At 38.9% G+C, this 23,870-nt stretch carries 20 protein-coding genes; 3 read left to right on the top strand and 17 right to left on the bottom strand.

What is annotated here, in order from left to right; all coding sequences use genetic code 11:
• Positions 1-18: 18 nt before the first annotated feature.
• From V7124_RS13595 to V7124_RS13555, 9 genes are all read right to left on the bottom strand, one after another.
• A complete protein-coding gene (locus V7124_RS13595; protein ID WP_335489899.1) occupies positions 19-729 on the bottom strand; it encodes a response regulator in 711 nt (236 codons plus the stop codon).
• On the bottom strand, positions 710-2,299 hold the full coding sequence (locus V7124_RS13590) for a sensor histidine kinase (RefSeq protein ID WP_335489896.1): 1,590 nt from the start codon (positions 2,297-2,299) through the stop codon (positions 710-712). Before V7124_RS13590 ends, V7124_RS13595 begins: the two co-directional genes overlap by 20 nt.
• 91 nt (positions 2,300-2,390) lie before the next feature.
• Entirely contained in the window at positions 2,391-3,917 is a 1,527-nt protein-coding gene (locus tag V7124_RS13585; RefSeq protein ID WP_335489893.1) for a tripartite tricarboxylate transporter permease, read from the bottom strand.
• Between the two features lie 32 nt (positions 3,918-3,949).
• A complete protein-coding gene (locus tag V7124_RS13580) occupies positions 3,950-4,405 on the bottom strand; it encodes a tripartite tricarboxylate transporter TctB family protein (protein ID WP_335413022.1) in 456 nt (151 codons plus the stop codon).
• A gap of 61 nt (positions 4,406-4,466) precedes the next feature.
• The gene (locus tag V7124_RS13575; protein WP_335489890.1) at positions 4,467-5,495 is read right to left on the bottom strand and encodes a tripartite tricarboxylate transporter substrate binding protein; all 1,029 of its coding nucleotides are present in this window, start codon (positions 5,493-5,495) and stop codon (positions 4,467-4,469) included.
• A gap of 209 nt (positions 5,496-5,704) precedes the next feature.
• The gene (locus V7124_RS13570; RefSeq protein ID WP_335489887.1) at positions 5,705-7,327 is read right to left on the bottom strand and encodes a M20/M25/M40 family metallo-hydrolase; all 1,623 of its coding nucleotides are present in this window, start codon (positions 7,325-7,327) and stop codon (positions 5,705-5,707) included.
• A gap of 110 nt (positions 7,328-7,437) precedes the next feature.
• Entirely contained in the window at positions 7,438-8,847 is a 1,410-nt protein-coding gene (locus V7124_RS13565; RefSeq protein WP_335413028.1) for an amino acid permease, read from the bottom strand.
• A 39-nt stretch (positions 8,848-8,886) separates the two neighbouring features.
• On the bottom strand, positions 8,887-9,648 hold the full coding sequence (locus V7124_RS13560) for a dimethylarginine dimethylaminohydrolase family protein (RefSeq protein ID WP_335413030.1): 762 nt from the start codon (positions 9,646-9,648) through the stop codon (positions 8,887-8,889).
• Positions 9,649-9,665: 17 nt separating this feature from the next.
• Positions 9,666-10,520: a dimethylarginine dimethylaminohydrolase family protein gene (locus tag V7124_RS13555; RefSeq protein ID WP_335413069.1), complete on the bottom strand. Its 855-nt coding sequence runs from the start codon at positions 10,518-10,520 to the stop codon at positions 9,666-9,668.
• Between the two features lie 163 nt (positions 10,521-10,683).
• On the opposite strand from V7124_RS13555, the gene V7124_RS13550 reads away from it, so the two are divergent.
• The gene (locus V7124_RS13550) at positions 10,684-11,427 is read left to right on the top strand and encodes an IclR family transcriptional regulator (RefSeq protein WP_335489885.1); all 744 of its coding nucleotides are present in this window, start codon (positions 10,684-10,686) and stop codon (positions 11,425-11,427) included.
• Positions 11,428-11,508: 81 nt separating this feature from the next.
• Here the strand turns inward: V7124_RS13550 and V7124_RS13545 are convergent, their stop codons facing one another.
• Complete coding sequence (locus V7124_RS13545; protein WP_335490151.1) at positions 11,509-13,569, bottom strand: glycoside hydrolase family 3 protein; 2,061 nt, start codon at positions 13,567-13,569, stop codon at positions 11,509-11,511.
• 309 nt (positions 13,570-13,878) lie between these two features.
• On the opposite strand from V7124_RS13545, the gene V7124_RS13540 reads away from it, so the two are divergent.
• Both V7124_RS13540 and V7124_RS13535 read left to right on the top strand, forming a co-directional pair.
• Complete coding sequence (locus tag V7124_RS13540; RefSeq protein WP_420490538.1) at positions 13,879-14,118, top strand: hypothetical protein; 240 nt, start codon at positions 13,879-13,881, stop codon at positions 14,116-14,118.
• A 164-nt stretch (positions 14,119-14,282) separates the two neighbouring features.
• Entirely contained in the window at positions 14,283-15,071 is a 789-nt protein-coding gene (locus tag V7124_RS13535) for a hypothetical protein (protein ID WP_335489881.1), read from the top strand.
• Positions 15,072-15,266: 195 nt separating this feature from the next.
• Here V7124_RS13535 and V7124_RS13530 read toward each other — a convergent pair whose 3' ends face one another.
• The 7 genes from V7124_RS13530 to V7124_RS13500 form a co-directional block, all read right to left on the bottom strand.
• On the bottom strand, positions 15,267-16,220 hold the full coding sequence (locus tag V7124_RS13530) for an N-acetylglucosamine kinase (protein WP_335489879.1): 954 nt from the start codon (positions 16,218-16,220) through the stop codon (positions 15,267-15,269).
• Positions 16,213-17,736, bottom strand: coding sequence for an argininosuccinate lyase (gene argH / locus V7124_RS13525; protein WP_335489876.1), 1,524 nt, complete (start codon positions 17,734-17,736; stop codon positions 16,213-16,215). The genes V7124_RS13530 and argH overlap by 8 nt, the downstream gene beginning before the upstream one ends.
• Positions 17,737-17,758: 22 nt before the next feature.
• A complete protein-coding gene (locus V7124_RS13520) occupies positions 17,759-18,490 on the bottom strand; it encodes a creatininase family protein (protein ID WP_335489873.1) in 732 nt (243 codons plus the stop codon).
• A gap of 14 nt (positions 18,491-18,504) precedes the next feature.
• Positions 18,505-20,232: an ABC transporter permease gene (locus V7124_RS13515; protein WP_335489871.1), complete on the bottom strand. Its 1,728-nt coding sequence runs from the start codon at positions 20,230-20,232 to the stop codon at positions 18,505-18,507.
• 11 nt (positions 20,233-20,243) lie between these two features.
• Positions 20,244-21,314: an ABC transporter ATP-binding protein gene (locus V7124_RS13510; RefSeq protein WP_335490148.1), complete on the bottom strand. Its 1,071-nt coding sequence runs from the start codon at positions 21,312-21,314 to the stop codon at positions 20,244-20,246.
• Positions 21,315-21,456: 142 nt separating this feature from the next.
• The gene (locus V7124_RS13505; RefSeq protein ID WP_335413045.1) at positions 21,457-22,548 is read right to left on the bottom strand and encodes an extracellular solute-binding protein; all 1,092 of its coding nucleotides are present in this window, start codon (positions 22,546-22,548) and stop codon (positions 21,457-21,459) included.
• A 79-nt stretch (positions 22,549-22,627) separates the two neighbouring features.
• Positions 22,628-23,833 carry an ROK family transcriptional regulator gene (locus V7124_RS13500; protein ID WP_335489868.1) on the bottom strand — a complete coding sequence of 402 codons (1,206 nt, stop codon included), beginning with the start codon at positions 23,831-23,833 and terminating at the stop codon, positions 22,628-22,630.
• Positions 23,834-23,870: the final 37 nt, after the last annotated feature.

The raw sequence follows: 23,870 nt of genomic DNA, 5'->3' as shown, positions 1-23,870 counted from the left end.
CTTATCAATTAGACTCACTTACATACTCCCCGTTACCATATAAACCCTCTCTGGCCGTCCTACTGTTCCATACGATAAATCCGCATCAATTTTTTCCATCGATACTAAATGTTCAAGGTATCGTCTTGCAGTTGTTCTGCTAACCCCAATTTCTTTGGCCACACGTTCTGCAGTCAGCCCCATTCCTGTCTTCCCAAGGACCTCGATGACTTTTTCAAGCGTCAGCGGGTCAATCCCTTTGGGCAGGTACGATTTTTCATAAACCGCATCATCCACTTCTCTTCGTAACAGCTTGTCTACCTGGTGCTGGGTAATATGGGTATTTTCAACTCTTAGTTTTAAAAGCTTTGCATAATAATCTTGATATCTTAGTAATGTTTGTTTAAAACGGTCAAAAACAACTGGTTTAATAATATAATCAAAAACACCTATACTTATAGCTTCTTGAACTTTATGAATCTCTTTTGTTGCTGTAATCATAATAACATCCATTTGTTTCGTATGTTGTTTGATTTCTTTAAGTAGTTCCAACCCATTCATATCGGGAAAATACACATCGAGCAGGAGCAAATCCGGCTTTAAGATGTCAATTAATGTTCTAGCTTCTATATAACTCGCAGCAATCCCAATCGTTTGAAAGCCATTAATCTGTTCTATAAACCGTTTTTGGATTTCAGCTATCCTCAAGTCATCCTCAATAATTAGTACCTCAATATCGCGGTCCCCCATCCTTAACTTCCCCCTTGATTTTTGGTATGGCTACAGTAAAAATCGCCCCTTCTCCCAAAGTAGACGAAAATGTTATCGAACCACCTAAGCTATTAATAGCGTTTTGAACGAGACTAAGTCCAATTCCGGCATTAGAATTCGTATTCTTTGTTGAAAATCCTTCTTTAAAAATCATTTCACTACTAATCTTATCGATTCCTTTTCCATTATCTTCAACTTCAATAATCAACTCTTTACCTAAATCTGTTAAAAACAACAAAACTCTTTTTTCTCCTATTTCATTTTCTCTGACAGATTCAAAAGCATTATTGACGAGATTTCCTATAATCGTAACCAATACATCTCTACTAATCTCATTCGGTATTTCTCTAAAAGAGCTTTCCCTGTCTATTAAAAAGTTCACTTTCAATTCGCTTGCTAAACTAACCTTACCTAAAATAAACCCTGCAATGATTGGATCTGGTATTTCCTTCATTAAAAATTGGATGAAACCTTGAGCAACATCCACTTCTTTAGAGATAAAATCAATGGCTTCTTTATAAGACCCCAATTGAATCAATCCAAGAAGCGTATATAGACGATTGGAATATTCATGCGTTTGAGCACGTAATCCTTCAGCATAGGCTTTTATATGGGATAATTCCTGTAATAAATGGGCAAGCTCGGACTTATTACGGAAACTTGAAACGGCTCCAATGACATCCGCTTTATTATTATAAATGGGGATACAATTTACTAAGTATATATCCCCCAAGATGATGGTTTCCTTATCATATTCTGCTTGTCCATTTTGAACCACTTCAAGAAGATGGGTATTCCCTAAAACCTCCTCGATTCTTTTTCCACGCAGCAGTGTTTCATTTGGAACGCCCAAAATTTTATGCGCCGTTTCATTCACGACTGTAATTTCCCCATTGGTATTAATCGCAATAATCCCTTCATGTATCGACTCTAGTATTGCATGTTTCTCTTGGTACATCCAGGCTATTTCTTTTGGTTCCAGTCCAAATATTGCTTTTTTTATATTTAAAGAGATAAAAATGGCAGCTAGTAACCCTCCTATTAAAATTAGAAAGGTAGCAGCTAAGGTTCGCTTCTGTATCTTTGAAACTTTCTTTTCAATATCAGTCTGGAGATACCCAACTGAAACGACACCGATCACCTCTCCCTGAAGAAAGATAGGTGCTTTTCCCCTTAATGATGGGCCAAGTGTCCCTGTTGATGCTGAGATAACAGATTCTCCTTTAAAAACACGAACATTATCGCCCCCAACCATTTTCTGTCCAATTCGATCCGGATTTGGGTGCGTATAGCGGATTTCATTCCGATTCCCAATCACAATAAACTCCGCCCCAACCTGATTACGGATGCCTTCTGCAATCGGCTGTAAGACTTTTTCAGGGTTATCCGCCTGAAAAGCCTCTTGAATGTCTGGCATATTTGCTATCGATTGAGCCACAGATAATGCTTTTGAGCCAATTTCTTCTTTAAGGTGGGTTTCCATAATATTTTTAAAAGTAATCTCAAAAATCCCGCCAATGGAGATAATTAGAATAGATATTACTAACATTAATTTCGTATGTAAGAGCATGTAAACACCTCTATTCAATTATAGTAAAAAAACTCCTTAATAAAAGGAGTTTTCAAACTATTAAAATATTTTATCCTTCTAAATTAATAATGACATCTTTACCTCGTCTTTTCATCATAAATGGTATGACTAGCCATAGAAGAGTAATTAGGATAAACACCAATGAAATCGGTCGTGTTAAAAATATACTAAAATCACCATTAGAAATCGTTAAAGCTCGTCGGAAGTTATTCTCAACCATCGGCCCTAAAACCAATCCAAGAACGAGCGGGGCAATGGGATAATCATTCTTTGTCAAAAAATATCCAAGGACTCCGCAAATCAATAGAAGCAAAAGATCATTCGTGGAAACTTGGACCGCATAGACACCAAAAATGGAAATGGCAATGATAATAGGAATCAAGAATTGTTTTGGAGTTTGAATTATTTTTGCGAAAACTTTTACGAGTGGAAGATTTAGAATTAATAACATAATATTTCCGATGAACATACTAGCAATCAGTCCCCAAGCCACCTGAGGATGGTCTTCAAATAATAATGGTCCTGGCTGAACATTATACATCATTAACGCTCCCATTAAAATGGCTGTTGTTCCTGACCCCGGAATCCCTAATGTTAAAAGTGGTATCATCGCACCGCCAGATGCAGCGTTATTGGCCGATTCTGGTGCCGCAACTCCTGCAATAGCTCCAGTTCCAAATTTCGATGGATCTTTTGAAACCTTTTTTTCAAGAATATAAGAAAAAAAGGAAGCAAGCGTTGCCCCGGCTCCTGGTAAAATCCCTACAAAAAAACCTAATAATGAGCCACGGACGATGGGGGCGGCAGATTCTTTTAACTCTTCTTTTGATGGCAGTAAATTATTAATCTTTGCAATTTCAGCATTTTCCTCATCTATTTCCAAGATGGTCTTAAATACTTCACCGAGTGCAAATAATCCAACTGCAATGGTTAAAAACTCAATTCCCTGAAACAGCCACGGGACATCAAAGGTAAATCTAGCAATACCTGATACACTGTCAATTCCAATCGTTCCAAGTAATAACCCACAAACCGTCATGATTAATGCTTTTGTAACCGATTTTCCAGCTAGACCGCTGACAGCGCCCAGACCTAAAAGCATTAAAGAAAAATATTCGGCGGGTCCAAATTTTATTGCTACAGCTGATAGTGGTTTCGCTAATAGAACCAGCGCAGCAAGTGTAACAATCCCAGCTACGAAGGATCCGATTGCCGCAATGGACAAGGCACTTCCAGCCCTTCCTTTTTTTGCCATCTGGTATCCATCTAAAGTTGTTACAACTGAAGATGATTCTCCTGGTGTATTTAATAGAATGGAAGTAGTCGAACCCCCATACATCGCCCCATAATATACTCCGGCAAGTAGGATAATTGCACTCGTTGCTGCTTGTTCCGGAGGAAGTCCACCTGTAATTGAAGCTGTTACTGGAATTAGCAGGGCTACACCACTCATCGGTCCTATACCTGGTAACACACCAACAGCGGTTCCAATCAATACCCCAACAAAAGCAAAAATGATATTATACCAAATAAGTGCTGTTCCAAATCCCTGAATTAAGTAATCGATTGTACTCATGCTTCGATCTCCTTTCTAAAGTCTCTAGTAGCCTATGAAAACCATACTGGCCAGCCTGGAAGCGTACCTTTTAAAATTTCTACGTATAAGAAATAGATAAAACCTGAAAAACAGGCAGATATGATAAGGGATTGAACCCACTTTGAACGTTCCATTGTTTGAAAACAAACAAATAAAAATAGAAAGGTAGTTATGACATACCCAATGGTTTCCATCGTTAATATATAAAACAATGTAGCTGTAAAGATTATTAAGAATGGCTTGTACCGTAATTTTTCCTTTGAACCCTGTTCATTTTTCCTTATGAATGTTTCATAAAATAGACGAATACTTAATAATACAAGTATGCTGCCTAGAATCAACGGAAATATATCTGGTCCAACAGCACTTCCATAGGAGGAGTTTCCAAGCTGCTGGCTCCCAATGATAAAAAGAACACCTACCGCGAGAAACAAAACTGAGGCAATGCGGTCAAATTGAATAATCATTTGAAATCTCCTTTCAAGAAAGAATACCGGGAAGGAGAATTTGTCCTCCTTCCCTCACCTTTTACTTTTGCATACCTAATGCTTCTAATAATTGCTGGACTTGGCTTTCTTGCCCATCTAAAAACTTTTTAAAATCAGCACTGTCCTTGTATTCCAATTCCCAGCCTTGCGTCTCTACTTCTTTCTTCCATTCAGGAGAGTTAACGAGCTTTTCGATGGATGTTTCCCAATATGCTTTTGCTTCTTTTGACATTTTTTCCGGTCCAAAAATCCCGCGCCAAATAGTGAATTGTGCATCTACCCCTTGTTCTTTTGCGGTTGGCACCTCTTTAAAATCCCCACCTACACGTTCTTCAGAAGTTATCGCCAACACGCGAATCTTACCCGCCTTTAGAAACTCTTTCACACTAGAAGCATCAGTACCAATTACATCTGCGTTACCGCCAAGTAGTGCTGTAACCGCTTCTCCACCGCCATCGTAGGAAACGTATTTCACTTTTGTTGGGTCCACTCCATATTTATAAGCTGGAAGAATAGAAATTAAATGATCCATCGAACCTGGTGCGGAACCTCCTGCAAATGTTAGTTTACTAGGATCCTTCTTTACTTCTTCCAAAACTGACTTTAAGTCTTTATATGGGGAATCGGCTTTTACAACAATCGCACCAAAATCTTTTGTCAGCTGCGCTAATGGCGTTGTATTTTTGTACCCATATGGGCTATTTCCTTCTTTTTTCAAATTGTTAATCACAATTGGTGGTGAATTGACAAATAGCATATCGTTATTCGCGGCTTGCTGGGTGGCATATTCAGCCATAAAAACGGCACCTCCGCCGCCAGGCTTATTCTCAACTGTCAATGGCTGTTCGACTATTTTTGTACCACTGAGAATTTTTGTAAACGACCGAGCCGTTAAATCCCATCCCCCGCCTGCTCCAGATGGTGCCACAACTGTAATTGCTTTTGTCGGATATCCCGTACTTTCTTCCTTTTTGTCAGTGCTTGCTGTTTCATTGCTACTACAAGCAGCAAGACTTAGTGCCAATGCTCCAGCAAACATGAATGTTGAAATTTTTCTAATAAATAACATTTTATTTCCCCCTTGTAAACGTTTTCTTAATTTTACAAAATTTTTGAATATTAAGTAGGTTATACATTTAAACAGCATTAAAAACTTACTATTCATTTTGTTCATTTTGTTCACAGGGGAATTCTCTAGCTATCAAACTAGAAATAAGGAGAATAATTGTTAAATAGTAAAGGACACCTTCTTTGGTTTGAAGGTGTCCTTTATATTCATTAATATACACAATGGTTCGTGCTCTTAGTAATCATTTTAATCATTTCCTCAACAAGGCTCGGAACTTCTTCGAAGGCACTTTTAATGTGAAGTCGTTCTGTTCGTTTATGGGCATCCTTTCCAAATGGACCGACATTTAAGACAGGTGCATTAAGTTGGGCCATTTCATCAAATGGTATACTGTAACTGTTGCCCCATACAGGTGTGTTTGCTTTAAAGGCAGTCCACCCTTCCCCTTCATCCTGGTAGTTCACATAACTTAAATCACTAATTCCATTAAAATAATGAACTTGCTGTACAGGTAAATTGAATTTTTCTAGTCCTTTTTCCATGACATATTGTACACAGTTCTTAACGAGCTCATTATCAGAAGAATTCACCGCGGGATAATAGGGTGGTGCAAATAGTAAAACAATGGCCGGTGCAAGCTCCTGACATTCAATCATTAGATTATCTGCAATCCGTAATGATTTTTCACGGTCATCCCAGTTAGTATTAGCCTGAACTTGAGCCTTCCTTTCCTCCAAAAACTGAATTCCAAATTTGCGAACTGCGTAAGTTTGCAAATCTTCATAGCGTAAAACACGGACTTCGCCAACCGGCTTTACAGACTGCTTTAAACAAACGTCTTTATACGCCTGATTGCATGCCTCTGCTGCATCAATAGCAACCTTTTCAAATAAACCCATGATTTCTTCAGCATTGCGCTCCATTAAAAACACGTTATACAATGCTGATGAACGATATGGCGTTTGAGTTGAGTAGTCCAATCGCAAATCTTTTTGTTGAAGGGTAACAGGAAGTGGTGTCGATTCTCCCTTTACTCTTTCTTGAAGAGTCGAATTCCACTCCATCAATTGGGTCAAAAATGAAGCAATATAGGGTGCAGTAATGCCACTGAGTGGTTCGCCTACATGTGTTTCCTTCCCATAAAAGAGCGCGGATGGCATAATTTTTCCAATTGATCCGGAATAAACATAAAAACTTCTATCACCCGGTTCCTGAGTAAATACCGGCTCCCCGTTTAGGAAAAGTTTATAAATTAGATTATACTTGTCCTTTAATTCTAGCAATTTTGTAATGGCTGCTCGCATTCCGGATGAGTTTACCTCTTCATCAGGAACTGTCAGCAGGAGAATATTAATTGGCCATTTCTCAATCGTAGCTTTTTCCAATAACTGCATGTGCATGGCTAGCCCCATCTTCATATCCATGGTACCGCGACCAAATAAATATTCACCCGAAGTAAGATCCTTTTGGGCATCCCCATCCAACTCAGCAATTCTATTAAAAAGCAGTTTCGTCAATTCCTCCGGCTGATAGGCAAATTCCTCAAGGTCTCCATACTCTTCTGTATTAACCGTATCAAAATGACTCAGTAAAACAATCGTTTCCTCTGCATCGCACTGATATAACCCTGTCAAGAACCGCCGCCCTAAATCAGCACCATGAAGACTCAAATGACCTGGATTCTCCTGAAAATACCGCAATTCCTGTAACTTTCCCTGAACCTTGATAGGAAACTCCCGCTCCCCGTCAGTTAAAGTCATACTCCGCCAACTCACCAACTCACACAATAAATTCCGCAGCCTATCCGGTGTCCCCCACCTAAGTTGTTCCATAAATCAAGACTCCTTATCATTCCAATATTTTGGAGTGTCCGCCTGGGGTGGACAGTGTCCACGGGCGGTGCCTGTCACCATTCATTTCATTCGTTTCATTCATTTTCTATTTACCCTTTTATATTTGTTTCTGAATTAGCCTTAGTTTGTTTTCCTTTGAAGTAGTAGGATAGGTAGCAAATTACCAGGAATCCTAGTCCGATGATAAGTCCAATCAACTGGGTTGGATCAAAGGCCAGGAATATTAGGATCGATACGCAGAATACGATACATATGATTGGAATTACCGGATAAAATGGTACTTTGTATTGCAGATCCGCTAATTTCCCACCATCACGAAGGTATTTACGTCGGAACATAAATTGAGAGAGAGCAATCCCAATCCAAGAGATGGTCACAGAAATTCCAGCGACTGACATCAAGAGGACGAATACTGTATCTGCAGCAATCACACTTGTTAGCAAAGATAAAAGTGAAAATACCATTGTAAACACAAGGGCTGCAAATGGAACTTTTCGTTTTGAAAGTTTCGCAAACCGTTTTGGTGCCATTCCTTCATGTGACATCGCCCATAGAAGCCGTGTTGAGGCATAAATACATGAATTTCCTACGGATAATATTGCTGTCAATATGACAAAGTTCATTATATCTGGCGCAAACGGAATTCCAGCCAAATCCATCAATGTAACGAATGGACTTTCTAGTAATCCGAGTTCTTCAGTTGGAAAAATCGCTGATAAGATAATAATAGAGGCAAGATAAAAGACAATGATTCTAAACAACACATTTCGAATAGCCCGAGGAATGTTCTTCTGCGGTTCTTCGCTCTCCCCAGCCGCAATTCCTATTAATTCAGATCCTTGATAAGAAAAAATAACATTCATCATTGTCACAAAGAGAATGGCAATTCCTGCTGGAAATAGACCACTAGGTGCAAGATTTTCTAATAATGGAGCCGGTCTGTCCTCGAGAGGTATAAGGCCAAAAATGGCCGCTGCCCCAATTATAATAAAAAAGATTACAGCTACTACCTTAATGCCGGAAAACCAATATTCTGCCTCTGCAAAACCTCTTGTCGTTAAGGCATTTAGTCCGAATAACAGCAGGATAAAGGCTGCACACCAAATCCAGACAGATACATCTGGGAACCACCTTTGCATCAGGATACCAGCAGCAGTAAACTCCACCCCCGCCGTAGTGGCCGACCCGATAAAATACATCCATCCTAAAGAAAATCCAGCAGAAGGACTAATGAACTTACTTGCGTATGTCTGAAAAGAACCTGTTACAGGCATATAGACGGCGAGCTCTCCTAAACAAACCATGACAAGGTACAATATGATTCCGCCAAATATATACCCGATTAACGCGCCGCCTGCTCCTGCCTGATTAATGGTATACCCTGCATTTAAAAACAGTCCTGTACCAATGACTCCCCCTAAGGAAAGCATAAATAAATGACGACGCTTCATGGATCGATTTAACTGATTTTGCTGCCCCTCTTGATTAACTGTTTCCATTCCCTCTCCCACCCCTTATATCAGATTGACCCCTTCTTGCTAAAACCGTAATGACAAGCAGCTTAATCCGCCGTCCTGCTTGCGAAATTCAGACATTTCAAGCTCAATTGTCTCGTAGCCGGCTTCATTAATTCTTTGTTTCGTTACAGGAAAACCTGCAGGAATGATGACATAGTCATTCACTCGGATACAATTTGCTGCGTATTCCTCTTCTGGTGGAACAATTATTTTTTGATAGCTATTAAAATCAGGATGGTCAATAAATTCTCCAGCGACAACAATCGTTTGATCGCCTAAATAAGTGATGCCTGTTTTTAAATGAAAGACTTTTTCCAGATGTACAATGGTTCCTTTGTAACCTTGCGATTCTAAAATTCGCTTTAACTGCTCAGCACCGTCCAGGTTCGTTCTCGCTGAAATACCGATATAAAAATGATCCTCAATTTGCAGGATATCTCCCCCGTCAAGTGTGCCTGGCGCTTGAATGTAATAAATAGTTTCATAGTAAGACTTAATGACAGTCTCCATCTCATGAATTTCCCCATTTCGGGAAAGTGCTCCTGGATTCGAGATGACAGCAAACCTTGGAGTCAGTACCGCTGTATCTTCCACAAAGGTTGAGTCAGGGAATTCTATATTACTTGAAAGTACCGTTACTTCAGTCCCGCATTTTATTAACGCCTCAATATAGGCCTGATGCTGTACCAATGCTTTTTCGAGAATAGGTTTTCCTAAATCTGAGGTAGTTAAGCCACTGACATAGCTTTCACTAGGAATTTTAACAACTGTATTTTTAAACATAAAAGTACCCCCTTTTATTATCCTCTCACTACTGGACAGGTAAGACATGTCGGTCCTCCCGTTCCTAAATAAGAAATTTCATTACCGTCATATTCATAAACCGTCGCACCTGCATTAATCAGTTGTTCCTTTGTTGATGGATTTCCCGACACCATCATGCAGACTCTTGGCGCTAATGCAAGGACATTGCAACCGAGCTGATGGTATTCTTCCTCTGGAACCTCTATTAGTTGAAAACCGCGCTCAATGAGTAATTGTCGAAGAAATACCGGCATGAGTCTTGAATAAACCACTGCCAGATTTTCATCTACGATACTAATAAATGACATAAGGTGAAGACATTCCTCTTCCCCCCGATCATGCGGTAATTGAACCACGAGAAATTCGTCTACCAGATCCTTTGTCATTTCCTTGATTTGTCGGATAGCCTCATCATTTGTACGATATCCTCGTCCAATCAATAATGTACGATCATCGAGCCAAACTAGGTCTCCTCCATCTGACATCGCATCCCCTGTTAGTTCGCCTATTATAGGAATGTTCTTCTCTTGTAAAAATTGCTTATAAGCTTGCGCTTCTGATTGACGTAGTTTTTTCCCCGATTTTAAAATAATTGCCCCGTCTTTTGTGAATTTTACAGGGTCATGAGCATATAGCGAATCTAATCCAACTGTCTCTGAAACGGGTAAAAATTCAATTTCAGCGACATGTTCTTTAATCAGTGCATAAAACTGTTCGTATTCATGATGCGCCTTAATGTAGTTCGGTTCATTGATGTAATTGAACCTCTTCCACTCATTCCTCAGATGTTCTTGACTGATAAAGGCATCCTTAGGGTGTTTTAATATTACCTTTTTTAAATTTTTATACATTGATGACAACAAACTTCCGCCCCCTTTTTCCGCATAGTGGAAAACTTTTTCTTTTAATGGAAACCTATACTATGATAATATAAAAAGTGAAAATACATGTCAATATATTTCGAATTTACAGACTAATAAATTTTTTTATTAAAAATCATAGGAGTGGAATACGATGCAAACCATAGACCGGGCCATGCAAGTAATTAAAGTTCTAGCTGAAAGTGAAACGAAAAAGTGGTTCTCAATTACAGATTTATCCAAGGAGTGCGACTTACCTGTCAGCACGATGCATCGCCTTTTGCAATCCATGATAAAACATCGATTAATCCAGCAGGATCCAAATCTAAAACTCTATTCAATGGGATATACATGGATGGAATATGGCCTACAGATGTATGATAGTTTTGATTTTGTAGGGCTGATCCGCCCTGAAATGGAGAAATTAATGCATGAAGTGGAAGAGAGTGTTTATTTCAGTAAACCTATCGGCTCAGAGGCTCTAATTATTGAAAGAATCGATTGCCCTCAAAACCCAATCCGGATTTATGACCAATTGGGAATCAGAATTCCTATGCATATCGGGGCTGCCAATAAAGCGATGCTGGCACATATGCATACAGACGAAGCTTTAAAAATCATTAATGAATTAGTCCCGAAAGAGGAAATCGAGTCCTTCTTACAAATACTTGATACCATTCGACATAAAGGCTATGGGGAAAGCCATGGGGAAAAAACAAAAGGAACCTCTTCCGTTGCAGCGCCAATTTTCAATCACTCCAATGAATTAATAGGATCAATAAGCATTGGTTATGTAACCTTCAACCAAACTGAAGAAAAACAACAGCTATTAATCGAAAATCTAATTCAAGCAAGCATGCGCATATCCGCAAAACTAGGTAGTTCGTTATATAGATAGCATGTGGAGATAAATGAATAAAAAAATAGAAAGGAAAACGATTGGCGTTTTCCTTTTTGTTTACATTCCTTTTTCATCCATTTAATTTTCGAAAATATTCCTCAAGAATTCACCAATACCACTGGACTTTGTTTTCCTGAGCTCCTTTTTATAAGATAGTCCAAAATCATAACCATACTTGTCACCAGATTTTGCTTGGTATACATAGGACGGGGCTTCATCAAAGCCTGGTACGTCCATCCTATCGATGGCTAGAGCTTCCGGACCTGCTGGAATGGTAAGAGGAAGTTTTCCACTCGGATTAAATTTCCCGCGAATTACATCCATTAAAGCTTCCGTTTTCACTCCGAACGTTCCAATGACAGCCGCTGCATTCGGTTCAATTTCTTGAATTAGCCAAGGACTACTAAAGTTTATGACGGTAATGGTCGGTACCTTTTTCTGTATTTCGATAATCCGACTTTTGTTATTAATATTCGTATCGGGTCCTATGGTAATCGATGGTTGCTTCGATAGAAGATCTTGTTTGGGTTTTATCCAAACCAGTGCATGTGTTGCTTCCTCTAAATTGTCTGTCAAAGTGATGTCCCGATCATACTTCTGAATGGTATCTTTAAATGCAATCGTATTTGCATTCTGTTTCCCTGCTGGGAACGTCTCGATATAAAGTTTCATATCTTTTAGTTTTTTATCATTAAGAGGCAAAAGTTTCTGATTATTGCGTAATAAGACGATCGACTTGCGATGGGCTAAATCTGCCTTTTCTTTTGAGGAAGAATTGTTAACCACATCAAGTGCCCTTTTCGAATCCACATACGGGTTTTCAAATAAACCTAAATCCATCATTTCTGTAAGTAAGTAGGCCACAGAACGATTGATTTTCCCCTCACTAACCAGACCTTGCTTTACTGCATTTATAATAGGCTGTGGGTCTTTCTGTCCGGAAAAAATATTTGCACCCGCTTCCAATGCTTTAGCAACTCTTTCTTCCCTCGACAAATGTTTAGCGCCCCATGCCATATCAATAATTGCTCCCGTATCTGAATTGACATATCCCTTAAAACCAAGTTTCTCACGCAATAAGTCGGTGATAAATGCTTTATTAAAAATAAAACCGACTTCTTCAAATTGCTGGTTTTCTTTATAAGGAGTAAGCCCTTGCTCTGCACTTTTATTAATTGGAAAAGCATAATAAGGTAGTATTGAAGCTGTTCCAGCTTCGATGGCTGCGATAAACGGTGGAAGATGATATTTTTGCAGGCTCCCTTTTGTAGGATAAATATTAAAATTTCCTTCCTCGAAATGCGGATCTTTCCCTAAATATCTTGATCCTCCACCAGGAAAATGCTTTGTTGTCAAAGAAACACTGTTTTCGTCAAGTTTTTCTCCTTGAAAACCTTTGATTAACGCTGTATTGATATCTGAAACTAGCTTAGGACTTTCTCCAAATGTTTCTAAAATCCTTGGCCATAACGGTTGTGTTGCGAGATCAGCATTGTAGCCATACATTTTACGAAGACCAGAAGACGTCCATTCTTTTCGTGCAATTTGAGAAAATTCTCTCACCAAATCAAGGTCACGGCTTGCAGCGAGTCCTAAAGAATCTGGAAAAATGGTAAATTGTCCAGGCTCATCTTTTGCAGTTACATAGTAATCTTCTGCTTCTTCTAAATTTGAAATATCAGCAATCGTTGTGTAATGATTCCGAGGATTTGAAATAAGAACTGCAGGAATCCCTAATCTTGTTCCCTCCGCCCTCTCTTGCAGTTGATTATTTGTATTGGCAATTATGTCAACACTAGGTGTCTTGCGATAAACAAAATAACGTGCATGTTGATCAATAAGATTATTATTCTGTTCCATTTTAGGGCCTTCGATATCATGAAATTCTGGTATTATCATAAGTCCGGCTTTTTCCTCTAAGGTCATTTTAGATATTAGATCTGCGACTCGTTTTTCAATCGATAACTCCCAGTTTTCATAATCATCGAGTTTTCCATTTGAATTTAAATCTTTAAATACTTTACCGTTGATGGTAAGGCTATCTTTTACCCGAGCCAAGACTTGCGGATTAACTTTTTGGGCATATACTGACGGGGTGACCGTGACAAGAGATAAAAAGATGACTATCAAACTTCGCACCAAACTCAACAAGTTTCCTCTTTTCAATCATTCATGTTAGTTGTTATGTTAGTTTCCATTGTAAACCTACTATTTTCCATTTCAGTAAAAGTTATTCATTCACAAATGCAAGTAAAGGTAACATAAGAATGAACAAAATTAGATATATACATTTTTAAAATGACTGAAACAAAATGAACCGATTTATTTTATCATGAATATATTATGTTAAAACCTGGATAAGCTGTAGGTGATAAAATGGAACTTAATTTTGATAAGTATATAAGATCTGATGCATTGATTTTAGTGCCAGTCCTTTATATTATCAGCATGTTACTTAGGCAAACTCCTTTCATCCCTGTATGGACACATGCATGGATACAGTTGTTTTTTGCAGTTATTGCTTGTCTCCTCTATTATGGTCTAGAAATACAATCTGTTGTTCAAGGTATACTTGTTACTGGAGTTGCCGTGATCACAAGCAATTTATTTAATAACACAATAAATGGATTAAATGATTCAAAAATCAAAAGAGAGTCTAATAGAGAGATAAAAGATGAGAAGGAATAACGAAATAATAAGGCCAATTGTTACGAAAACAACCAATAATTAAATTGACCATATATGAATTGAAGGTTACCATGAAATTGGTAATCTTCTTTTTTATGGAAGTTTCGGTGTGGTAACCACTTTTTTCCAGGTTCCAGTTAATGACTATTTTGGAGGGTTTTTAAATGTTAGCTTTTAACTATATTAACAAAAATGGGAAATTGTCAGATGAAGATTGTTTCATTCTCTACTTGTATCATGAACTTGTAAATCAAAATAAGGGAATATCAAAGGTAGATGAGGACGTTTATAAAGAAATGTTCTTCTTTGAATCTTTAATTAAAGAATATAATCAAAATAGATCGAACCTAGGATTAAGAAATTTCCTTAATGATTGGGTTAAGAAGAATCATGGAGCTTATTTGGATTTCATGACGAATTTTATTGACAAATACCCTTCTAAACCAGTCCACTGGGGGGATAGGGTAAAAAGTATTTACTTTAATACGAAGCTAGAACAAGGACATCAATTTGAAGTTTATATTGATAATCAATTTAAAAAAATGGGACTCGAAATAGGACTATATTATGCAAAACATGAACAATATGATAAAGGTGAGTCAGAGAAAGGGTTAGAAATAAAATTTGATAATATGTGGGAAAAAACCGGGAATATATATATTGAATATCAAGAAAAAGTACATAAAGACTCACAGAACTGGGTTAACTCTGGTATTTTGAAAGCTGATAATACTATTTATTACCTAATTGGTACACGAAAAAAGATTTGGATTCTTAGAAAAAGCGACTTACTTGATATATTTAAAAATTGGTTAAACGATCCCACTAAAAAGTGGAATTTCAAACAGATTGGAACCTCAAAAGGTTTTGTTATACCAATAACTGAAGCCGATAAAATAACATTAACGATAGCTGAAGTCATTTCAGAAATCAAGAAAAAAAGCAGGGTATAAATTTTTTTTGGCAGGAAGTACTGGGATCGAACCCAACGGACAAAACGATTGGAAAAAACCCCTAAAAGGGACGTTTTCCAATCGTTTTTACTTTTTCATCAATGTCTTTCTCAAGCTTTAATCATCGGGGATCTGTAGACGAACCATCTTCATTTATTTCTGCATATATCAGCCAAATCTTTGGTTTTATCTTATCTATATTAATTGCAACCCACGTTTGATAATATTACGAATCGGCTCTTCGGTGGATGTTCTGATTTTCACTTTTGTAGTACTTTGTCGAATTCTTTGGCTAACTTGATTTTTTATGTAGCGGTTGTTATGGAAAACCCCACCTTGAATAATCATATCAAATTCGTTCTGCCGGATGTCAGCTTTTTCAATTGCCGTTTCGATTAGAAGCAGTAGTTCATCTACCGCAGCATCTAAAATGCGCTTACTTACTGTGTCACCTAATTGAAAAGCCTCATCCACTACAGCGGCAAGAGCTCCTACATCATCAACAGAATAACAATCACTATATGTCCAGTTATAAAGTTCTTCAACTTTAGTAAAATTAAATTTCTCTAATATCAGCTTTGATAACAGTGTATCCTCTCCACGGCCATCCACCATTTTGAGAACAGACTGGATGGCTTGTTTGCCAATCCAATAACCGCTTCCTTCATCACCGATCCGGTGACCCCAGCCTCCAGACCGGACAATTCGATTGTTGCCATCATGAGCAAACACAATCGAACCTGTTCCAGCAATTAAAAGAACGCCGGCTTTGTTTTGGATAGCTCCTAATAAGGCGGATAGGCAGTCATTTTCAACTAGTAAATTACCAATTTCAATAGACAAAGCTTTAATAACACGCTGAACAATGCCTTCTACTTCACTTTTATCATTCACCGTATCAATTCCTGCTAATGCAAATACTGCTTTTTCTATACTCACTGCTTGAACCTCGTCCATTTTTGCATCCTTAAAAGCAGCAAGAATAGCATCCGTTAAGGCCTTTTCGGCTCCCTCCGCTCCTACCACATGATAATTAGAAGCCCCGGCCAGACCTTCCCCAAGGATGGTTCCATCAGCTTTGACAAGGACTGCCCGGGTTTTGGTTCCTCCCCCATCGACCCCAAGCAGTTCGATGGAATTCTTATTCATCCGCTTCAATCCATTCCGTTATGATGTCCTCCACCACAGAAGCGGATGTGAAAAGTTGCTCTTGTTTTTCTGTTAACCAGCAAGCCAAATGATTCTGTTCATTTAATCGAATTTCGATTGTTTTTTCCATTCTACTCGGGCTGGGACCACCCTCTAAGTCACGGATTTGAACGAAATATTCAGGGCTCAAGCATTGATTTAACTCTTCTTCTGTTAGAACAGATTCCTTCCCTACTACCTTTTTTGACTGTGTGTTTAATAATTCCAATGTTAATGATTCTAATGACGTTTTTCCACTCTCCATTAGCTCTTTAACTGTTGCGGTTACAACATGGTGAGCCTGCCGGAATGATAGTCCATCCTTACGCACGATTGTATCCGCTAATTCCGTAACATTAGCAAAGCTTTCCTTAGCTCTATTTAAAAGGGTTTCTTTTTTCACTTCCATCGTCAGTAAAACACACGTTAATAAATCATAAATGCCGCCTAATTTTTCGATTGCCTTCCACATATAAGGCTGCATATCATCTTCGGTATCCACAATATCTCCAAATGGCGTATTATGGAGCATGAGCAAGACAGTTTGGCAATCTCCTGCCACACTTGATAAAAGTCCTCTCATATGCTCAATGGAAACAGGGTTGCGTTTTTGCGGCATGATTGAGCTAATTTGTACGTATGGGGCAGATAGAAGAAATGCTCCATACTCCTGTGTACCCCAAAGTAAAAAATCTTGGATGGATCTACCTAAATTAAGTGCTGACAACTGAACAGCTGTCGCCGTTTCCGCTATATAATCGGCACCTGCAACCGCATCCCAAGCATTATCAATCATGTCATCAAAGCCAAGGAGTTCTTTCATCCGGTCGCGGCTAATACCGAATCCCGAGGTAGTTAGAGCCGCTGCTCCCATACTACTGCGATTAACGGTTTTATAGGCTGCCTGCAGTCTCGTAATATCACGTGTAAGCATATCTGTCATCGCGTTTAAGTAATGGGCCAATGTGGTTGGCTGCGCCTGTTGGGTATGGGTATAGCCAATCATCACCGTTTTTTTATGTTCGTCTGACAATTCGATCAGTGCCTCACGAAGTGTTAACGCCTTTTCCATCAATACTAAAAGTTTTTTCCTTAATGTCATGCGGTAAATCGCAATTCCCATATCATTGCGGCTTCTAGCAATATGAAGGTTTCCTGCAATGTCGCCTGCATCTTCAATTAGGGCATGTTCGATTTCAAAAAATAAATCTTCAAACTCACCTGTGTACCTTCTGCTTTTAACTTCTTCAGCATTCAAGTTGGCTACTGCTTTGGCAATTTTCCGTGCTTCTTCCTTTCCAACAAGCCCTTGTTCCACAAGCATGATCAAATGGGCATTATGAATCTCAACCATAGAGTCAATAAATTGTTTTTTCGCTTCATCATAGGCTGGTTCCAGCACCATGGACGTATAGGTTTTAGAAGGAAAATTTGTGCCTTCCTTTTTTATGATTTGTTCTCTCAGTGAGGTTTTCACTTTGGTCAATCCCTTCTGTCTACTAATTTTCAAGCCAGTTTTTGATTAACACATTCATATTTGTCGTTGCTATTTCAACGATTTTCTTCCCCTTTTCGTAGGAAGTTTGTTGAATAAGCCCTGTATAACCATTCCACGCCTTTGGAGTGCCCTCCACAAGAATGTAGGGGTAGGATGAGAGCGGCTGTACCTCTTTAAATTCTTCATCCTCTGCATTTACATGGACCAAATCCGGACGAAACGCTTTAACAGCAGACATTTCATAAGGCCCGCCATGGCCTCTACCTTTCGTGCCTTCAAATCCAATTTCGGCAGCAGCATTGATATCAACCATTTGCCACCAGTTTACGAGTAAGAAGTTTGCATCGGAATGCTTACCCGTTACATATTCTGCTACTGTTCGAGATACCCCCATATTGCCGTCATGCGCATTTAAGAGAATAATTTTTTTAATTCCCTGCTCGATGATTCCCAGCGTTATATCAATCAAGTATTCTTGAATAATACTAGGGCGGATTGGAATGGTTCCTTTATATTTGTTTGTTTTTCCCGGACAAGCTGTATAGGGAACGGTTGGGAACACGGCACCACCTAAGCTGGGGTCAATCACGCCGGCAAATCCATCTGCTAACACAATATCCGTACCTAAAGGAGAATGAGGACCGTGATACTCTAAGCTCCCTAACGGAACCACAGCAAATGGTGCTTGTTCAAGTGTTTTTAAGTCTCTTGCATGAATGTCACATGCTTTCAACTAGATCTCCCCCGTTAAATGGCTGATCCTGCTTTTCCATCGGTTATTTTTTGTGATACGAAAAGAACAGTTATAATCAAAATAATTTGCAGCACACCGTATGCGCAGGCTGTTCCGAATTTGAACGCATACATTTTTTGGAATATCGCTACAGACAATGGCATTGTTGATGTACTATAAATTAAGATAGACGCAACGAATTCACCTATACCCTGAACCAAAGCCAGTAAAGTTCCTGCCAGAATACCTGAGAATGCCATTGGAACTACGACTCTTCTAAAGGTGTACCACCAATTTGCACCTAAACTACGAGCGGCTTCCTCTATCGACTCATCCATTTGCATTAATGCTGCAGAAGTAGATCTGAAAATAAGTGGTAAATGCCGTACGAAATATGCTAATGGTAAAATCCAGAATGTTCCTATTAACACTTGATTAAAGCTGAATACATTCGGTTCGCTGAAGGCCGCGATCAAGTTAACGGCTACAACGGTCCCTGGCAGTGCCCATGGAACCATGATTAAAATATCAAGTACGGCTTTTCCTTTAAACTTCATCCGGACCATGGCATAGGCTGCCGCCACCCCGAACAAAATATTTCCAGCTGTTGCCACAAAACTCATCTGCAAGCTGTTCCAAATTGGGCGCCATGTTCGTTCATCGGTAAATAAATCAATATAGTGCTGCAGGGTATAGGCGGTTGGAATCACTTGAACAGTCCATTCCCCATCGACCGAAAAGGAAATCAGGATAAGAACAAGGATTGGAAGCATTAAAATAATAACCCCAATAAATGAAAGGAACATTGACATGTATTTTGCAAATTGAGAACGTAATTCAGTGCGGTGAACACTAATCCCTTTACTTTGATTTTGATAGTTCCGTCGTCCTTGGTACCATCTCATCAAAATTAAGAAGGAAATCGAAACAATAGATAGAATAGTAGATTGTGTAGCGGCCATATCGAGACTTCCATTTGTACGAGATAAATAGATTTGCATGGTCATCGTCCGTTCGACACCAAACATCAACGGTGCTGTGTAGGATGCCATTGAAATCATAAACACCAGTAAAGAAGATGCGATTAACGCTGGAGTTAACATCGGAAGGATAACCTTCAACCAAATACGAATTCTTCCAGATCCAAGGCTTGTTGCCGCCTCTTCTAAGGACGGATCCAAACCTTTAATCGCTGCAGCGGCTGTTAAATAAAAGTAGGTGTACATGGTAAACGTATGAACAACGATGACACCCATTACACCTTTTAATGAAAACGGTACTTTTTCGAGATCAAATAATACCTGAAATGCTCTTGGGATAATCCCACTTTCACCATAGAGAAAGGTAAAAGATAACACACCTACGAGAGGCGGCAATGCCATCGGTACAAGGATTAAGACAGAAAGAATCTTTCTGCCGGGAAACTCGTAACGTTCCATTAAAAACGCCATGGTGACACCTACAATCGCACAGGTTATCACACTAATGACTGATATATATACACTTGTCCAAAGCGCTTCAAGGTTGGCTGTACTTGTTAACCCAAAAAAGCGCTGGTAATTTTCGAGGGTAGCTCCCTCCTTGCCAACAACACTTTGAACAAATGTTTGGTAAAAAGGATAGATTACATACGCTAAAAGAACTAAAAAAAGTGGTGAAATTAAAACATAGATAAAATATTTTGAACGTGTAAGCCGTGCCCACCAGTTTTCTCGCACAGCCGTAGTTTGATTCGCATTCATTCTTTCACCTCCTATTCTCCAATTAAGTAGATTCCTTTTTCAGGTACATGAAGGGTAATCGAATCGCCGCGCTTAAGGATTTCATTTCCTTTATTGATAATCATAACCTTCATGATGTTAGAGCCTACTTTTACCACATAATTGATGCTAACCCCGGTAAATTCCACGAATTGAATGGTGCCTGTCACCTGATTTGGACCTGTACCTTCAAATACCGCCTCAGGACGAATTGAAACTTTAATAGATTCACCTACTGCCAGCTTTTTCCCATTTGCAGATTGCGTCATACTCCCTTGAACGAAGATGTCGTCATCCAACTTAACCTTGACAGCATCCCCTTTTACTTCAACGACTTCCGCTTCTACGATGTTTGATTCTCCAATAAAGGACGCAACAAAGTGATTGGTAGGTTGGTTATAAATCTCTTGCGGTGTTCCAATTTGTTGGACGACCCCTTCCTTCATAACCATAATTCGATCTGACATGGTCATCGCTTCAGTTTGATCATGAGTCACATAAATGGTCGTGACACCTAATTCCACTTGAAGTCTCTTAATCTCTAATCTCGTTTCCTCACGCAATTTTGCGTCTAAGTTGGACAGCGGTTCATCAAGAAGAAGAATATCTGGTTCAATCACTAGAGCACGCGCTAAAGCAACACGCTGCTGTTGTCCACCAGAAAGTTCATTAATTTTACGCGTCCCATATTTTTCAAGATGTACTAGCTTTTGGGCACGTTCGACTTTTTCTTTGATCACCGCTTTTGACATTTTACGAACTTCAAGTCCGAATGCAATATTTTCAAAGACCGTCATATGAGGGAAAAGGGCATAGTTTTGAAAGACCATCCCAATATTCCGTTTGTTCGGCTGCAGCGTCGTTACATCCTTGTTATCAAAGAGAATCTTTCCCTTTGACGGATAATAAAATCCCGCTATCATCCGTAATGTCGTTGTTTTTCCACATCCTGATGGACCTAAAAAGGTGAAAAACTCTCCAGGTTTGACATCGATATCAACGTTCTCAACGCCAACTGATGTTCCAAACATTTTACTAACGTCATCAAGTCTTACACTTTTCAACACAAACACCTCGCTGTTCTTAATTAGCCAAAAAAGAAAAGCCTTTTTGATGGCTTAGTCTTTTACAAAATAAGAAAGTAGTTAATACCTTCTTAGCTTGTAAAAGAGGGTGAAAAACCTTCTTCACCCCTTTTATAGAAACCTATTTATTTTTACCTTTAATATTTTCGTCCCAATGTTGCATCCACTCAGCTTCTTTTCCAGCCATTACTTCCCAATCAAGATCTAATGACTTAAATTCAAGCTCCTTATACCAATCAGGCATTAATGCCTTGTCGATATCTGTACGAGTTGGAATTTGGAATAAATCCTCAGCTAGAGTAGTACGAGTTTTTGGATCAAATAAGAACTCATAGAATAATTTTGCGTTTTCTAGGTTTTTCGCATCTTTCACAAGTCCAACCGCATCGACTAAAATTGGTGCTCCACTTTTTGGATATACGAAATCAAATGGTTGGTTGTGCTGATTTTTTTGGATAAGAATATCTTGTAAATTCCAAAGCGAAATCGAACCTTCTTGACGGGCAAGCTTTAAGTATAGGTTTGTTGGGTCCTGTGCATATTCTTTTGTATTGGCATCAAGCTTTTTTAACCACTCATAACCCTTATCAGGAGTATCTGCACCTTGTTCATGAATCATCGCAGAGTAGATGGTTCTCATGGTACCTGATGCTAAGACACCACGGATAATAATTTTGTCCTTCCACTTCGAATCAAGGAGATCATCCCAATCCTGTGGTGCTTCGTCTTTCTTAAGCATGTCAGAGTTGTACATGATTACTTCTGGCAGAAGCATTTCACCATACCAACGGTTTTTAGAATCCTTATGTTCTGGTAAAATACTTGCATCAAAGCTTGGTTTGAACGATTCTAACAGTTCTTCATTTGCTGCTGTCATAAAAGCAGATTGTGTTCCACCCCACCAAAAGTCAGATTGTGGATTTGCCTTTTCCCCACGAACACGTTCAAGAACCTGCTGTGCTCCCATTGTTAACACGTCAACCTTTACATCGGGGTATTTTTCATTAAACATTTCAACCACTTTGTCTACAATCGTTTGGTCACGGGCGGTATAGATAACAAGGCTGCCACTTGCTTTAGCGGTTTCTTCTGTTTTTCCTTCATCCTTTTCTTTTTCCGGTTTTTCCCCGCCTGAAGAACTACTCGAACAGGCTGACACAAAAAGCATTAGAACAGCTATCAAGAATACCAAAAAATTTTTCTTCTTTAACATACTTCTCCCCCTATAAATGATTTTATTTATTCTTAAAGCAGGCGAAATTACCCTGCAAAGAACCAAAATAGTGAACAACCTAACTCAAAATACTATCGTACTCCCTCAAGAACAAAGAAACCGCCCCTAAAACTCCTGCATTTTCACCTAATTGCGATTGAAATATGTCTACTGAACTAGGCAGGTATTGATGTACGATCTTTTTTAATCTTGGAAGAATAAAATCAGCAGATTTCATCACTCCTCCATCCAGAATAACAACCTCCGGATTTAATAGAGTAGCAGCATTGATGATTCCATAGGCTAAATGTTCAATAGCATCACTGACAACCGTAAGAGCAGTCAAATCTCCTGCTTTTGCTAACAAGAAAGCCTGCTCACCAGTCAACTCTGTTTCCGCCGCTTCAGTATATAAAGGATGACCCTTGTCTTGCTGGACAAGCTCTGTAAATTTTTTCCCGATTGCTTTTCCACCAGCAACACTTTCAAGATAACCATAGCGATGAAAAATTGGTTTAAACTCATTTTTCATATCATTTTTATCTGTAACCATATATCCTAGCTCCCCTGACGCATAAGAGGATCCACGATACAGCTGATTATGAATTATTATTCCACTGCCTATCCCTGTACCAACGGATATAAACAGTACATTTTCTTTATTCTTAGCCCTGCCTAACCATTGTTCTCCTAAGACGGCTATATTTACATCATTATCAACATAAACTGGGAAGGAAAAGAATCGTTCAGCCTCTGTCAAAAAAGGATAACGAACCCATTTCAAGCTTGGTGCTTCTACAACAACCCCCGTTTTCGTTTCTGTAATACCTGGTACCCCTACTCCCATACCGAGAATTAAACTCTTATCTAACTGATTCCTTTGAATCATCTCTAGTATTTCTTTTTGAATTTGTTTTAGCAATCCATTTTCTAATTGTTTTCTCGTATTAAAACTACTTGCGCAGATAATCTTTCCCCCAAGATTAGAAATCGCGATTTTTACTTTGGTGCCACCGATATCCACCCCGATGACATAGGCAGCCTTTTCATTAAAATAAAGATGAATCGGTCTTCTGCCGCCTTGTGAAGAGGACTCTCCGATGCCTTTCTCATAAACCCAGTTCTCTCTGACTAATTCATCGATCATCAAGGAAACGGTTGGCTTGCTAAAATGGAGCTTTTCCGCTATTTCTGCCCTAGATATCGGTTGATAATTTTTAATACATTGTAAAACCATCTTTTTATTATTCGTCCGTATTTCTGCATTTGATAGTTTCTTTTTCATAAACATCACGGCCTTAATTAATTTTGATAGCGTTAGT

It is taken from the genome of Neobacillus niacini, from assembly GCF_036961885.1.
Classification (GTDB): Bacteria; Bacillota; Bacilli; order Bacillales; family Cytobacillaceae; genus Neobacillus; species Neobacillus niacini_H.
The sequence above is the reverse complement of the archived record's forward strand: the minus strand, read 5'-3'. Positions and strand labels throughout refer to the sequence as shown.